Origin of the sequence: Acinetobacter guillouiae (assembly GCF_002370525.2) — a bacterium.
In the GTDB taxonomy this organism is placed as follows: domain Bacteria; phylum Pseudomonadota; class Gammaproteobacteria; order Pseudomonadales; family Moraxellaceae; genus Acinetobacter; species Acinetobacter guillouiae.
The window spans coordinates 3,200,347-3,216,163 of sequence record NZ_AP014630.1 but is presented as its reverse complement, the minus strand read 5'-3'; the positions used below and the strand labels follow the sequence as shown (position 1 = coordinate 3,216,163).

Here is a 15,817-nt window from a genome sequence, read left to right as displayed (position 1 = left end):
TGATATTTATTGAGTTTTAAAAATTTTAGATTGATTTTATGCTCATCAGAACTGTATTTAAATTTTAAAGGAACGGAAAATGAACAAAACGTTATTTACTGCAATTACAACAGCACTTCTTTTTACAGGTTGTGCATCTGTACCCGTTGCAAATCAGGAACTAACGGCATCCGCTAAACAATTTAAGCAGCCAGAACAAGGAAAATCTGGATTATATATTTATCGTACTGGTGGGTTTGGTGGTGTACTTAAAAAAGACATAAAAATCAATGGTAAATGCATTGGTGAAACAGCGCCAAATGTTTTCTTTTATGAGGAAGTTCCAGGCGATCAGGAGTATACCATTTCAACTGAATCTGAATTTTCACCTAATGACCTTAAGCTTCAGGCCAAGAGCGGAGAGAATTATTTTATTAAACAGTATATGAGACCAGGTCTTGTGGTCGCTGGAGCAGGTTTGAAATTGTTGGATAATGCTGAAGGTCAAAAAGCTATAAAAAAATTAAATCTAGCCGAAAAGGGAACATGCACTAAGTAGATTTTTCTAGTGGTGTTAAGCGGTTGATGGAAATTTGTTTAGTCGTAACAATTAGATCTCATAGCAGATGTGCTTTTTGGTACTAGGCAGAAAAACTGACTAATTGTAGGTTGAATGCTTAGTACCTATTTAAGGGAAACCAATAGAAATTTTTAATTATGACCCATTTTATTAATTACACGGATTGGGACAGTATAGCCTTGTCTGACTATTGGACGAGGTTCAATAAAGTTTTTTAATGGTCTAAGTTTTTTTGGATTAGCATACTCACCTGCTTCAATACCTGTGATTAATTCAGTAATAGGTTTTTTTGTTGTTAAATCAGTTATCCAAAATACACAACCCTCTTGTTTATTTGGATTCATTTCATAGCCAATTTGATATGCTTTGTTTGCTTCAAAATTCGCTTTGATTAAATTGGTATACTTAAAGCCACCTCGTCCACACCAAATCTGTAAATCATGCTGACCTGCAGACTGTAAAAGTGGATTACTAAAATTTTGACGTTCAATAGATAGAACACATTAAAATTTGGGATAAAAAATCCACTCAAGATAAACTATAAAAAATATTCAAATCAATAAAACAACTCAAAAACAGTGCCTTACTAAACTAGCTTACAATTTTAACCACAAGCGTGTCGTAAAATGCTAAGTCAGTGTCGTCTTATGTAAAGTGAGCTGCATCTGCTGTGTTGTAGTTTTAATCATGATTTTTAAATATTGATAAAAATACGGCATGGATAGGGAAATGGCATTGAATAAAGCAATACGGTTTTATGAAACAGGAACACCAGATGTTTTGCAATATGAAGACATCGATGTTGGTGAACCAGCAGCAGGGCAAGTGCGTCTGCGTCATGTGGCAGTTGGATTAAATTATGCTGACACTTATTTTCGCGACGGCACATATAAAATTCCATTGCCAAACGGTATGGGCGTAGAAGCGTCTGGTGTAGTCGAAGCCGTGGGTGAGGGGGTAGCTCACATTCATGTGGGTGATCGAGTCACTTATACCGGTTTTTTAAATACTTTAGGTGCTTATAGCACTGCACGTTTAATCTCAGCTGATGTATTAATCAAACTACCTGAAGAAATTTCTTGTGAAACAGCCGCAGCAATGACCATGCGGGGATTAACCTCGGCTTATTTAATGCGTCGTATTTATGACTTTAAAAAAGGGGACAGCATTTTATTACATGCCGCCGCTGGTGGTGTGGGCTTGATTGTTTCTCAATGGGCAAAGTTACTCGGTTTAACTGTGATTGGTACAACCTCTTCAGAAGAAAAAGCGCAAATTGCCCGTGCACATGGCTGTGACCACGTCATTAATTATAGCTATGAAAATGTTGCAGAACGAGTACGAGAATTAACCGATGGGGTCGGTGTAAATGTGGTCTTTGATAGTGTTGGTAAAGATACGTTTATGGCATCGCTTGATTCGTTAAAACGCCGTGGCTTATTGGTTTGTGTGGGGACTGCTTCTGGTGCCATTCCAGAATTTAATCCCGTCTTGTTGGCAATGAAAGGTTCTCTTTATATGACCCGTCCAGCACTGGCAGATTTCATTGCTGATCCTATAGAAAAACAAGAACTTGCCAATGAGCTATTTGATCATGTCCGACATGGGCGCATCAAAATTGAAATCAATCAACGCTATGAACTCAAGGATGCAGTTCAAGCTCACCGTGATCTAGAAGCACGTAAAACCACAGGATCATCAATTTTTGTCATTTGAAGGGATATCTTATGCAAGTTGAACAATTAAGTTGCAATATCGGTGCAGAATTATTGGGCGTCAATCTGGCAGATGCCATTGACGATGATGGGCTATTTACTGAAATTCGTCAGAATTTGTTAAAGCATCGGGTTTTATTTTTAAGAGATCAAAACCTAAGCCGAGCTGAACATGTAGCATTTGCTAAGCGCTTTGGACAACTAGAAAGTCATCCTGCCGTTGGAAGTCATCCAGAGCATCCTGGGCTGGTACAAATTTATAAAAGCCCAGAGAGCCCAATTGATCGTTATGAAAATGCTTGGCACAGCGATGCAAGCTGGCGCAAAGTTCCGCCAATGGGTTGTGTACTACGCTGTATTGAATGTCCGACAGTGGGTGGAGATACCATGTGGACCAATATGGTGATGGCCTATGAAAATCTACCCGTAGAAATCAAAACAAAAATTGCAAATTTACGCGCCTATCACAGTATTGAAGCCAGTTTTGGCGCAATGATGCCGATTGAAAAGCGTTTGGCATTAAAAGAACAGTTCCCCGATGCAGAACATCCTGTGGTACGTACGCATCCTGAGACAGGTGAGAAGATTCTTTATGTCAACGCCTTTACCACTCATTTTAGTAATTACCATACCAAAGAACATGTCCGTTTTGGACAAGATGCCAATCCCGGTGCAACCGATTTACTGCGTTATTTAATTACCCAAGCCTATATTCCTGAGTACCAAGTTCGTTGGAGTTGGAAGCCGAATAGTATCGCAATTTGGGACAACCGCAGTACACAACATTATGCCGTAATGGACTATCCACCATGTCATCGAAAAATGGAACGGGCCGGCATTATTGGCGATGCAACTTACTAAGCTGAGCAGTTAACGATTTTATCCAAACCCTAATTTTAAAATACATATGGAGATGTTTATGCAATTCTTTGATGACTCATTGCACCCTGAAAACATGGACAAAGTGGTGATTACGGTAGCGCCTTATGGGCCTGAATGGATGCCTGAGGATTTTCCTGAAGATATCCCCGTGACCATGCAAGAACAAATTCAAAAAGCGGTAGAGTGCTATGAAGCAGGTGCTTCAGTCCTCCATTTGCATGTTCGAGAGCTGGATGGGAAAGGTTCGAAACGTCTGTCTAAGTTTAATGAACTCATTGCTGGTGTGCGTGAAGCGGTGCCTGATATGATCATTCAAGTGGGTGGATCAATTTCTTTTGCTCCAGAAAGTGAAGGTGAAGCTGCAATTTGGTTAAGTGATGATACGCGTCATATGCTAGCTGAATTAATGCCAAAACCAGACCAAGTAACCGTGGCGATCAATACCACTCAAATGAATATTATGGAGTTGCTCTATCCTGAATATTTAGAAGGCACTTCTTTGGAACATCCAGCAATTCAGGCAGCTTATGCAGAAATGACAGTACCCGCAGGTCCAGCTTGGGTTGCAGAGCATTTAAAGCGTTTAACTCAAAATGGCATTCAACCGCATTTCCAGTTAACCGGGATGCATGGTTTAGAAACGCTGGAACGTATAGTACGTAAAGGGCTGTATAAAGGTCCATTGAATCTAACCTGGATTGGAATTGGTGGTGGATTTGATGGGCCAAATCCATTTAATTTCTTTAACTTTATTCATCGCGTACCGGATGGTTGTACTTTAACTTCAGAGTCTTTACTTAAAAATGTCTTGCCGTTTAACACCATGTCAATGGCAATGGGCCTACATGCACGTGTCGGAAATGAAGACACCATTATCGATCATCAAGGTCAGCGTTTTTCTTCAGTACAGCAAATTCAACAGACCGTGCGTATTGCTCATGAATTAGGTCGTGAAGTTGCATCAGGTAAAGAAGCACGTGAAATTTATCGTATTGGCGTGCAATACGACACGATTGAAGAAACTTTGTTGGAAAATGGTATGGCGCCCAATCGTAAAGCAGGTCAAAAGGGTGTTCCACAGCGTAAATAATGATTTGAGCCAAAAGGATTTTTGATTCAAACGGTGAGAAAAAGATGATTACCTTACTGTGAAGTCGCGTAGTCATCAAAAAACTGAATGAGAAATTATAAAAACACAAGGAGAACGTATGGATGCGCATCAATATTCAAGTCCTGCGGACGGTGTAGATACTTCGGTTGGCATTCCACGTAAATATGCATGGTTGGTTTTTGCACTGACATTTGGTTTGCTGATTTCTGACTATATGTCACGGCAAGTCTTAAATGCAGTATTCCCACTGATCAAAAGTGAATGGGCTTTGACAGACAGCCAACTTGGATTATTAAGTGGGATTGTGGCCTTGATGGTGGGTTTATTAACCTTACCTTTGTCGATCTTGGCAGATCGTTTTGGCAAAGTAAAAAGCTTAACTTTGATGGCTGTGTTGTGGAGTATGGCAACCTTAGGCTGTGCAATTGCTGAAAGTTATCAACATATGTTTATTGCCCGATTTATGGTGGGTGTTGGCGAAGCTGCTTATGGCAGTGTCGGGATTGCTGTTGTTGTATCGGTTTTTCCTCGTGATATGCGTGCAACTTTAGCAAGTGCTTTTATGGCAGGTGGTGTGTTTGGCTCATTCTTAGGCATGGCTTTAGGCGGTGTTATGGCTGAACATTTTGGCTGGCGTTGGGCATTTGGTGGAATGGCCGTCTTTGGGCTGATTCTGGCATTTTTATATCCTATTGTGGTTAAAGAAAACAAGATAGGAACCGTTCAAGGCAAAATTAAAACCCAACAGAAACAGGATAAGTCGGCAACTCCTTTGCGATCAATTTATTCAAGTCGGTCTGTGATCGCCACTTATATTGGCAGTGGTTTGCAATTGTTTGTGGGTGGCACGGTCATCGTTTGGCTTCCCAGTTATCTCAATCGATATTACGGATTGGGGACTGATAAAGCGGGGCTGGTCGCGGCAATGGTGGTACTCAGTAGTGCAGTGGGGACGATTTTATGTGGGATGTTATGTGATCGTTTAGGACGAGATCGACCAGACCGAAAAGTCAGTTTAGCGATTGCATTTTGCTTGATCGGTTGTGTGTTGTTATCCATTGCTTTTGCGATATCTGTTGGAAATGCTCAACTGCTTATGATTTGTATTGGGATGTTTATCGCATTGGGTACCAATGGGCCATCCAGTGCAATGGTTGCCAACCTGACACATCATTCTGTACATAGCACAGCTTTTGCAACATTAACGTTGGCAAATAATTTTCTCGGCTTGGCTTTAGGGCCTTTAGTGATTGGAAAGCTATCTGACGTGATTGGTTTACACCATGCTTTTCAATTGATGCCTCTGATGAGCATTGTGGCTGCCGCCGTATTCTTCTATGCAAAACGCCATTATGCCCATGATATTAAAAAATTTAATGCACAAGTAGCACGACAAGGTCAAACAGTACAAGCACAGTCATGCAATATGGGTAATCAGTAATGACGCGTAAAATGAATATTGAAGTTTTTTTTGATTTTATCTGTCCTTGGTGTTTGATTGGAAAACGTCATTTACAGACTGCGATTCAAAAATTAAAACAAAGTGATCCAGATGTTGTGGTCAATATCCAGTGGCGTGGTGTACAGCTTTTACCCCATATTCCGCTGGTGGGTGTTCCTTTTGATGCCTTTTATTTACAAAGATTAGGCAGTTCAACAGCCGTTCGAATGCGCCAAACTCAAGTTCGTCAAGCTGCGAAGGCGGTCAATGTCGATATTGATTTTGATCGAATTCGGCGTATGCCAAACACAGCTATGGCACATCATATTTTTGCAAATATTTCAAAAGTATATCATTCAGATCAAAGTGAGCGATTTTTAGATGCGCTATTCACAGCCTATTTTCATCATTCGGAAAATATAGGCGAGTTAGCAACATTGCAGAAAATAGCCATGTATTGCGGTTTTGCGGATGAGGTGGTTGAAGATATTTTAGCAAAACCATTTGTTCCTTTTATCTCAGCAGATACAGGGGGTAAAGGGGTACCGTATTTTGTTTTTGATGGTAGTTTTGCAATGGCAGGGGCACAACATGCAAGTGCACTTTATCAAGCAATGCTGGATACCCTTCAAGTACAAGGACAAATGGTATGAGCTTGCGTTTTCAAGTTCCTCAAGAAAAAATCCCAACTTTAGGCAATCGATCCTTTTTGATGATTGGTGACCGATCCCTAATTTTATTTAATATTGCCGAACAATTTTATGCGATTAATGACAGTTGTCCACATCAGGGCGCCTCATTTCTCAATGGGAAATTAGAAGGCAAGGTAATTCAATGTTGCGCACATGGTTTACGCTTTGACTTGGCAAATGGTTATTTACTCAATTCAACACAGCTACAAGTTCAATCATACCCAGTAGAAGTGATTGGCGAAAATGTTTTTATTGGTTTGGATTGTGGAGTAGCGCTAGATGAGTAAATTAGATTCTATGGCTTGGCAGCCACGGCTAAGTGCGCTTATGCCCGGATTTATTGTCAGTACTGTGGTTGCCGCTGCGGCCTGTTTTTTATCTGAGCATTATGGTGCGCCAGTGATGTTATTCGCTTTGTTGCTCGGGATGGGTGTGAACTTTCTTGCAACAGAAGGAAAGTGTAAAGCGGGTATCGAATTTACTGCGCGAGAAGTACTGCGTTTTGGGATTGCCTTACTCGGAATGCGAATTACCCTTGAGCAAATGACTGCGCTAGGTTGGCAACCCATTGTTTTGGTCATTTCATTGGTCGTCATTACCATTTTTGCTTCAGTCATCGCAGCAAAAGTGCTCGGGTTTAATAAATTTTTCGGTATGCTGACTGGTGGCGCGACAGCGATCTGTGGAGCTTCCGCAGCATTGGCCTTGTCTGCAGCTTTACCCAGTCATCCACAAAAAGAAAAAGCAACCTTATTCACCGTCATTGGAGTATCTGCACTTTCAACTTTAGCAATGATTGTTTATCCCATGATTGCGCGATGGTTGGAATTGACACCACAACATGCAGGGATTTTTTTAGGCGCAACCATCCATGATGTCGCCCAAGTGGTGGGGGCAGGCTATAGCATGTCTACGGAAACAGGCGATACTGCAACAGTGGTGAAATTGATGCGAGTTGCCATGCTTTTACCTGTCATCATCTGCGCAGCCATGATTACCCGTATGCAAGGTGTACCCTCTACGGGCAAAAGACCGCCATTATTGCCTTGGTTTGCAGTAGGATTTTTAATTCTTGCCTGTATAAATAGTACTGGATGGGTACCTACAGTTGTTCAAACTGGAATGAATGAATTATCCCGTTGGTGTCTGATTATTTCGATTAGTGCGCTAGGGATGAAAACACAATTAAAAGAGTTAGCAACAGTGGGTATTAAACCGATCCTGCTGATGATTGGAGAAAGTGTTTTTCTGGTATTGTTGGTATTAGGCCTAATGCATTGGTTGTTTTAGTCAGGCTTTGATTTAACAAAAGTTTTGCAAGGCACAACGATAAAGTTGGCCCCTGCAAAACTTTTGTTTTGAGGTGTTTTTCGTATTATTGTTTTGATGTTAATACCTAGTTAGTCGTACCTTGATTGAATTTATATCGTATGCTCATCAATGATCTCAGTCTTATTGTGGGTACGCCAAGCATTGGGTGTTATGCCAAATTGACCAATAAACCATCGGGTAAAAGAGCTTGGCATAGAGTAGCCGAGAATATCTGAAACTTGTGCCAGTGAATAGTTGATATTTTTTAAATAGCGAAATACCAAATTTCTGCGGACATCATTCATTAATTCACTAAAATTTGTATGTGCAGCTTCTAGACGCCGTTGCAGCGTTCTGACATTGACTTCATGGGTCTGCGCGACTTGATCAATTGTGGCACGTCCCATCGGTAAAAGCAGATAGATACTTTTACGGATATCAAAAATAAGTGATGCCTCATTGTCTTTTTGTAAGATATCAATATCGAGATAGCGCTGTGCATGGTTTGCCATTGCTGTATTTGCTTGAGGATTGATTTTATCAAGTTCTGATGATGAGCAGACAATACCGTTAAACTCGCTACCAAATTCAAGTGAACTTCCAAAAACACGTTGATGCACTGTTAAGTCTTTTGGTGCATCGTGGGTAAAATGAATACTTAATGGGTGCCATTTTTGAGCTAATAATGCAGCACAAAAACGATGGGTAATCCCCAAAGCCAATTCAATCGCTTGACGACTATACTTTGCTGAAGCAGAAATCACTTCTACCCGAATAATCACCGTTTTGCCAACTTCTTCTATATATATTTCAAGCGCGTTATTGATGATATTTCGGTATCTTACAATTGTTTTTAAGGCATCACGTAACGTCTGTTGATAGCTTAATAATAAGCTTAGCTCACCAAAATCAGCAATTTGACGTTGTTCGGCCATATGGAGACCAAACACTTCACAACCACTGATTTGAGCAGATTGCTCTAATAATGCCATGACTTTATCGACAGAAATGCGTTGTTTTGAATCATTTAATTGAGCAGAATAAATTCCAGCATCAGATAATAAATGGTATGGATTGAGGTCTAATTGTCGGCTAACATCCAGATAATTCTTGAGTACCGCTGTATGTGCAAGAGGAACCAATTCACACTCTCCTTGTCTTTTTATTAACCATCCTGGTCAATACATCATTGTTTGAAGACTTTGCCAATACGCATTTATAAAAGTTTTTGCGTATGTCTAATCTCAATAATTTTATCAAAATTTCTTAAAAAGTATCTCAATTCATTACACATTGAGACCATAGAAATAGAGTATCAAATTTGTTTAACAAAGAGGAGTGTTTTAAAAGGACTGCACTTTATGGAGTAAAGAACAGCCTTTTAAAACGTATTAATGTGCGACACAACTTAGGGATATTGCTTACACATTAATTCTTTTAGATGGGGCATTGCGACTCATATCGGATTGTAGATATTTAGTACACAATATTTTTAAAATTAAATGGTTGGTAGAGATATAGGGCTACGATCAATCCATTTAATTAAAAACGATAGCCTACCCCAAGATATGTGACCAAAGGATCCAAATCAATTTTTGTCGTGGACTTGATCAATTGGGTACCTGTCGATGTATCTGTGACAGTCACAGTTGCTACATTATTAAAGTTTGGCATATAACTTAAAGATCCAGTGGTAAACCAACGATCGGTTAAATCAAAGGTAAAACCTGCTGTGAGTACCGGTGCAAAGGCATCACTGGTTTTAACTTTAACTTTTGGTGTTGCTGTTGAACTGCCTTGACCACCTTGCAATGCTTCACCCGCTCGATCATTGAGGATATTATCAATCATATAACCTGCTTGAATAAGGTCTTGTTCTACACCGCCATTGAGCTTTAACTTATTAAAGTGACCATATACAACACCCGCCCCAACGAATGGTCGGAACTTAGTTTGTCCTAAAGCGTCAAAATGATATTTGACTGTTGCTGCAGGCGTCCATGCAGTCACTTCTGCAACTTTGCCATGTGCACCAAGATCGGTAATTAAGGTATCTTTTAGCAGTTTTAAACCATTTAAATAGGTCGGTGGTGTACCTTTTCCGGGGGTATTGGCAGTGGAGAGTGCCGAAGCTCTAATTTCTCCAACGCCGTCAATATCAATTTTTGGTGGAATACCACCGACTAATTCAAGAGATACATGATCATTTACAAAGTAGCTTAAGGTTAAGCCTAATGTATCGGTATCCGCGACTTCCATCCCACCTTGAGCGGTATAATCAGAAATACCTGTGATATCCGATCTGGCTCCTGTCATGAGACTTGTTGGAACTTTATAATTGGGGTCTGCTTTACCATTTTTGATAAAAGTATTTAATAAAAGTCCGCCCATTCCCTTAATTTCAGATGCATTGGTTTCGTAGTTGGCAATATCACTTCCCCATAATGATGATCCAACGCCATAGCTGCCACCTTCTACAACACTGGTCGTTACATGTGTTGAGTTGGCTTTGCCTTGAGGCATGACATGCATCCAGCCCGCGCTGACAGCCCAGCGTTTATAAGTTGTAGAATCCGCATAACATAAATGAGTTGTTAATAGACATGCCAATGGCATAGCTATTCTACAAATTTGATTCATTTTAATTCCCTTGTAGTTCACTTTTTTTATGGTTTCAGCGGATCCTTTCTGAAACACAGCCTCATTATTAAAGTTGGCATTGGTTAAAGCAATCTCACTGATTTCATCAATAATATTCAAAACTTTAATGAAAAAATCAGTGAAATTTAAAATAAAATAATAAAATCAATATCTTATAATTTTTTTTACACATGCTCGAATGCTGTATTGCAGCGGTCATTTGTCATCAAATGAAAAGAGGTTGTCATCAAATGTACATCACCAAAATCAACTAAACCGTATTGTGAATAAGCAATTTATAGAATTCATCTTCATTCATTCACTTAAAATTAAAGGTAGATCAATGGAAAAAATACAGACAAAGGCAACCGTTTTAATTGTTCCTGGTTTACGTGACCATGTTGCTGAACATTGGCAAACCTTATTGGAGCAAAGGCTGGTCAAGGTACGATCTGTCCCTGCATTAGAAACAGACAAACTCAACTGCATAAAAAGAGTTAAAGCGATCCAAGCACAACTTGCAGAAATTGATGGTCCTGTGATTTTAGTTGCACATAGTGCAGGGGTATTAATGACCGTTCACTGGGCAGCTCTGTATCAACACAATATTCAAGGGGCTTTGTTGGTGACACCACCCGATTTATCGGCCAAATGGCCTGAAAACTATCCAAGTTCTGCAATGCTAAAACAGCAAGGATGGAATCCTTTACCTAACAAGATTTTGCCTTTTCCAAGCATTGTGGTCGCAAGTACCAATGACCATTTAGCCAGTTACGAGGCTGTTAGGACTATGGCAAAAACATGGGGCAGCCGATTGGTGAGTTTAGGTGAAGTGGGGCATCTCAATCCTGCTGCTGGATATGGGTATTGGGCACAAGCTGAACAATTTATTCAACAATTAGACCAAGTGGATGATTCGATATGTATCGCTTAGCTTTTAGACTTTTATAGTGGAATTTATTTAGAACTTACTTGGTTCAATTTACACGCCGTTTTAAGACAACATTGCTCAGCAGTATAGGTAACAGATTAAACAATTAAAAAAACAAACATATTTCAAAATAGTCAATATGGCTATTTATGGAGTTAAATCGAATTAAATCATATCGATATGGAGATCGAATGATGCAAAATGTGATATGTAGCAATAACGTGAAACACACGATTATTTTCACTCAAAAGCTGAGTGTCTGTTTAGTGCTGTGCTTAAGTATTTCAAAAGTGTCTGCAACAAGTGTTGAGATCAATGAGGATTGGAAATTTGAAACCAGTACCATGCTCAGCCTAGGTGCAAATTGGAGTACTCAAGATGCTTCAAATCAGTTGGTGTATAAACCTGATGCAAATCATATCGGAAAGGACGGTTTAAGTGTTGATGTGAATGGCGACGACGGGCATGTGAACTTTAGTCAAAATGATAACATTTCCCAAATTATAAAAGGGTTGACTGAGTTTCGTTTAAAAGGGCAACAACAGGGGGCAGTACTCAGCACTAAATATTGGTATGACCATGCTTATGAAACTGGTCGTGGAGATTTAAAAGCCTTTGATGATTCTGCGTGGCCTAGATTAGCTAAATTTAAGGGCATTGATCTTTGGGATGCCTATATCTGGAAAAATTTTGCTTTAGAAAATGGTCAAAATGCCAATCTAAAATTAGGCAAACATACTTTAAATTGGGGGAAATCGCAGTTTTTCCAAAATGGTATAAATTCAGTCAGTGCCTTGGATTATGCTGCAATCAATCGGCCAGGAGGAGAGGCGAAAGAACGAATCATTCCTGTCGAAATGTTTTCATTTGAGGCTGGAATAACACCAAACCTTAAATTAGACGGTTTTTATCAGTTTAAGTTTAGACCTTCTGTGGTGGACGGGTGTGGGACGTTTTTTGCGATTTCTGATTTTGTTCCAGAAAATTGTGGCCCGATTATTTTGACCGTTACACCAGGAGATAAATTATCTGAAACTGCTTTAGATGCACAGACTTATATTCCACGTGCAGAAAGTCGATATGCCAAGAATAGTGGGCAATATGGTTTTGCTTTAAAGCAAACTTTACCTCGTTGGAATAATGCTGAACTTGGCGCATATTTTGCGAACTATCACAGTCGCAATGCTAATTTTGATGGTACAGCGGTAACTGCATCAGGGCCTGCATATTTTAATACAGCTCGATTTTTTTCAATTTATCCAGAAAATATTAAAATGTATGGATTAAGCCTAGCAGGAAAAGTAGGGACAACTGCTGTTTTTAGCGAATTAACCCATAAACCTAATCAACCCTTGCAATTAAATGGAACAGATATCGTCTATGCTCAAGTTTTAGACAAAGATACGCCCCTTACACCTCCAGGAGTTGCGGCTGAATTTGGGCAATATTTACAAGGTTATGTAAGAACGCCTGTAACCCAGTTTTCACTGGGTGCGAGTGATCGTTTAAACAATATATTGGGTGCAAACGCATTGAATTGGGCGGCAGAGTTTGCAGTGAATCATATTGCAGATATTGGTAACCATCGTTTTGGACGGGTCGGTGCATTTGGACGGAGTGAGCTTTCATCTGGTGCCTATAATCCTGAAACAGGTGAATACAAATGTACGCCTTATGGCACAGCACACCTTGCAAATGATGTGATTGATCGTATGAATGAGCGCTTTTGTAATCGTGATGGTTTTTTTACGCAATGGTCATATGGCTATCGTTTACGAGGGGCTTTAAGTTATCAAGATATTTTACCTGCGACCGTCATCACACCAAGTGTAATATTTCGCCATGATATAGCAGGATTTAGCCAAAATTTTCAAGAAGGTCAAATGAGTATTGCAGCCACTATTTCAGTGAATTATCAGCAAAAGTATACAGCTGAACTTGCCTATACCAATTTTTTTGGTTCGAATGATTTTAGTACACTTGATGACCGAGATTTTGCTTCGTTGGTATTAAAAGCTAATTTTTAACATTCAGAAATTGGATGCCATGTTTATTGGAAAGTTTGGCATCCAACATAAAGCGCATCTTTTTAATAATAAATATTTAATTCATTTATACAGAAAATGCTTATACAGCTTTGGCAAAAACTGACTTTTCTGTTGTTTATGGCGTTAAATTATTCAATCTTATCGATATTGATGTTATTGGAGCTGCTAAGAATATTGAAGGGCATAGGCTTTATTATCACTATAAATATGATCAGTTCAATTGATCAAAAATTGCATTTGTTATTTAATGATAAATTACATGAAATATGTATTAAATAACAATATTTGCATTCTATTTAAAAGTTGGTTTTTAAAAATAATATAAATTTAAATTATTGTTTTTAATAAATATTTTTAAATAATTTATGTATTTAATTATAATTAAAATAAGTGTAAAAGTTTGCAAAACATGGTGAGTAATGATAAAAAATGTACATTATCTGAATAACTTAAAGGGTTCCTACAGATATATTGAAGAATAGAAATATGAATGTTGGATATAAATAAATAATGAAAGTTTATGAAATGGTGTTTCATAAAGGCATAGATGAAAGCACTCATTTTTTTTATAGTGAAAATAGCTATGCTTCACGTCAGCATTTTATCGAATTAATACGTTTAGATATTGATGCTGAATTGAGTAATTTTAAGATGACATGCCTAAGTGATGATCAGTATGATTTAAAAGCATTGTTTGAAGAAGTTCATAAAGAAAGCCACTTCCATGTAGATAAAATGGAAGCTGAATTTATTCGTGATGCAATTGCGACATTTGACCCATGCATTTGTTTAAGAGTTAAAGAACGAGATGTTCTTAAACCGAGTGGAAATACTTTTCAGACTTAGTCATGATCCAAACTGTATACAGAGATTCACGATTTTCGGTCGACATGTTAAAGTGTCATATCGTATCCCATTCTTCACCCCAGAACGAATGGGATTTTTTTATTTTGATGAATAAGTACGAGATGATACTTTAAAAAGACTAAGCGTTATTTGATATAAAAATATTTAACTATTTAAAAAAAGAGCAAGTTTTTCATAAAACTTTGGCTTAGATGCAATACCAACATTTATACGAGTCCAGTGCTTATATTTATTCCCATCTAAGCTAAAAATGTAACCAGGCGCGAACACAAGCTGGTTTTCAATCGACTTCTTCATAATGTTATGTGAGAAATCTAGATTTTCAAAAGTAGTCCAATAATATAAGGAATCTTGAGCTTCGTGAAAAACCGTTCCTCCTAATTTTTTAATATTATCCAATGCAATTGAACTATTGAACCTTAAACTTTCCTTAAAAAAATTAAGATGCTGGTCATAAAACTTACTTTGTAAAATAGTGCAAATAAATTGTTCAGCATATTCAGAACTATTAACATGTAAAATTGCTTTAAAATCTGAGAGCTTATCGATCAAATGATATTCTCCAACGATAAAACCAACCCGAATTGAAGGACTAATAATCTTGGAAAACCCTCCAATATAAAGATGATTTGAAAAATCACTATGCGAGCTTAACCGATGTTTAATATCCGTATATTCAGAAAACACATCATTCTCTATGATTAAACAATTATTTTCTTTGCATAAATTGTTGATTATTTTTATTTTATCTACACTGATGTGGGTGCCTGTCGGATTGTGTGAAATACTTTGGGTAAAAAAAAGTTTAGGCTTTATTGTCTGTAAATATTCTGAGAGGATTTGGCAATCTGGTCCATCAATCAATCTGGGAATTTCAATGATTTTGCATTTTGTCAGCTGTAGTTTTTTTAATAATGGATAATAAATCGGGGAATCTACTAAAACGATTGTATCCGATTCTACAAAATACCGAATAATCAGATCAATTGCATCGTTTACACCGCTGGTGAGCAAAATATTATCAGGAATGGCCTTAATATTAAGCTGGCTTAGTCGTAAAGAAAGCGTTTCTCTTAAAGCTTCATGCCCATATTTAGAGCCATAACGTAATCGTTTTGAGGTGTTTTCCTGAAGTGATTTTTGCAGAAGTTTATTTAAAGGTAATCCTTCAAACCAAGAAGAATCTGGAAAACCATCACCGACATTTATCACGCCATTAAAGGTTTCTAGTTGACGACGCATTAGCCATAGCTCATCTATATTTTGCATTTCTATTGTCGATTTTTTAAACATGGGCAATTCTTTTTGTTCCATGACAAAAAAACCAGATGCAGGTTTTGAATAGATGAGATTTTCATCTACTAGGCGTTCTAAGGCATATATTATGGTATTTTTCGAAACATTATATTGAATACATAGTTTTCGTATTGAGGGGATTTTTTCATTTTTCTTATATAACTGTGATTTTATTTGATGTTTTAAAATCTGATAGATTTGATCAAAAAGAGGTGCTGAATTGGAGTCCATCATCTTTTTAAATTTTCCTAAAAAACTGTCCGTGAAAACTGTACCTTGAGAGAAATCATTTGAGCATTTAAATTGCGGCTATGAACATAACGA

General features: G+C 38.2%; 15 protein-coding genes. 11 read left to right on the top strand and 4 right to left on the bottom strand.

What is annotated here, in order from left to right; translation table 11 throughout:
- Positions 1-79: 79 nt before the first annotated feature.
- Complete coding sequence (locus tag AS4_RS15085) at positions 80-538, top strand: DUF2846 domain-containing protein (RefSeq protein ID WP_096734711.1); 459 nt, start codon at positions 80-82, stop codon at positions 536-538.
- Between the two features lie 152 nt (positions 539-690).
- On the opposite strand, the gene AS4_RS15080 is transcribed toward AS4_RS15085, so the two are convergent.
- On the bottom strand, positions 691-903 hold the full coding sequence (locus AS4_RS15080) for a hypothetical protein (protein ID WP_096734710.1): 213 nt from the start codon (positions 901-903) through the stop codon (positions 691-693).
- Between the two features lie 385 nt (positions 904-1,288).
- On the opposite strand from AS4_RS15080, the gene AS4_RS15075 reads away from it, so the two are divergent.
- From AS4_RS15075 to AS4_RS15045, 7 genes are all read left to right on the top strand, one after another.
- Positions 1,289-2,275: a quinone oxidoreductase family protein gene (locus AS4_RS15075; RefSeq protein WP_096734709.1), complete on the top strand. Its 987-nt coding sequence runs from the start codon at positions 1,289-1,291 to the stop codon at positions 2,273-2,275.
- An 11-nt stretch (positions 2,276-2,286) separates the two neighbouring features.
- Positions 2,287-3,135, top strand: coding sequence for a TauD/TfdA dioxygenase family protein (locus AS4_RS15070; RefSeq protein ID WP_096734708.1), 849 nt, complete (start codon positions 2,287-2,289; stop codon positions 3,133-3,135).
- 58 nt (positions 3,136-3,193) lie between these two features.
- A complete protein-coding gene (locus tag AS4_RS15065) occupies positions 3,194-4,246 on the top strand; it encodes a BKACE family enzyme (RefSeq protein ID WP_096734707.1) in 1,053 nt (350 codons plus the stop codon).
- Positions 4,247-4,364: 118 nt separating this feature from the next.
- Positions 4,365-5,708 (top strand): MFS transporter, encoded by a 1,344-nt coding sequence (locus tag AS4_RS15060; protein WP_096734706.1) that lies wholly within the window; start codon positions 4,365-4,367, stop codon positions 5,706-5,708.
- The gene (locus tag AS4_RS15055) at positions 5,708-6,361 is read left to right on the top strand and encodes a DsbA family oxidoreductase (protein ID WP_096734705.1); all 654 of its coding nucleotides are present in this window, start codon (positions 5,708-5,710) and stop codon (positions 6,359-6,361) included. The genes AS4_RS15060 and AS4_RS15055 overlap by 1 nt, the downstream gene beginning before the upstream one ends.
- Positions 6,358-6,687, top strand: coding sequence for a Rieske (2Fe-2S) protein (locus AS4_RS15050; RefSeq protein WP_096734704.1), 330 nt, complete (start codon positions 6,358-6,360; stop codon positions 6,685-6,687). The genes AS4_RS15055 and AS4_RS15050 overlap by 4 nt, the downstream gene beginning before the upstream one ends.
- Positions 6,680-7,690 carry a YeiH family protein gene (locus tag AS4_RS15045; protein WP_096734703.1) on the top strand — a complete coding sequence of 337 codons (1,011 nt, stop codon included), beginning with the start codon at positions 6,680-6,682 and terminating at the stop codon, positions 7,688-7,690. Before AS4_RS15050 ends, AS4_RS15045 begins: the two co-directional genes overlap by 8 nt.
- Positions 7,691-7,821: 131 nt before the next feature.
- Here the strand turns inward: AS4_RS15045 and AS4_RS15040 are convergent, their stop codons facing one another.
- Both AS4_RS15040 and AS4_RS15035 read right to left on the bottom strand, forming a co-directional pair.
- Positions 7,822-8,853, bottom strand: coding sequence for an AraC family transcriptional regulator (locus AS4_RS15040; protein ID WP_096734702.1), 1,032 nt, complete (start codon positions 8,851-8,853; stop codon positions 7,822-7,824).
- Positions 8,854-9,253: 400 nt separating this feature from the next.
- Positions 9,254-10,351 carry an OmpW/AlkL family protein gene (locus tag AS4_RS15035; protein ID WP_096735545.1) on the bottom strand — a complete coding sequence of 366 codons (1,098 nt, stop codon included), beginning with the start codon at positions 10,349-10,351 and terminating at the stop codon, positions 9,254-9,256.
- A gap of 343 nt (positions 10,352-10,694) precedes the next feature.
- On the opposite strand from AS4_RS15035, the gene AS4_RS15030 reads away from it, so the two are divergent.
- The 3 genes from AS4_RS15030 to AS4_RS15020 all read left to right on the top strand — a co-directional run bounded on the left by AS4_RS15030 (position 10,695) and on the right by AS4_RS15020 (position 14,176).
- Positions 10,695-11,285, top strand: a complete 591-nt coding sequence (locus AS4_RS15030) for an RBBP9/YdeN family alpha/beta hydrolase (RefSeq protein ID WP_096734701.1) — start codon at positions 10,695-10,697, stop codon at positions 11,283-11,285.
- Between the two features lie 188 nt (positions 11,286-11,473).
- Entirely contained in the window at positions 11,474-13,309 is a 1,836-nt protein-coding gene (locus AS4_RS15025) for a DUF1302 domain-containing protein (RefSeq protein ID WP_096734700.1), read from the top strand.
- 531 nt (positions 13,310-13,840) lie between these two features.
- Positions 13,841-14,176, top strand: coding sequence for a hypothetical protein (locus tag AS4_RS15020; protein WP_096734699.1), 336 nt, complete (start codon positions 13,841-13,843; stop codon positions 14,174-14,176).
- A 165-nt stretch (positions 14,177-14,341) separates the two neighbouring features.
- Here AS4_RS15020 and AS4_RS15015 read toward each other — a convergent pair whose 3' ends face one another.
- On the bottom strand, positions 14,342-15,727 hold the full coding sequence (locus AS4_RS15015; RefSeq protein WP_227548084.1) for an aminotransferase-like domain-containing protein: 1,386 nt from the start codon (positions 15,725-15,727) through the stop codon (positions 14,342-14,344).
- Positions 15,728-15,817 lie beyond the last annotated feature (90 nt).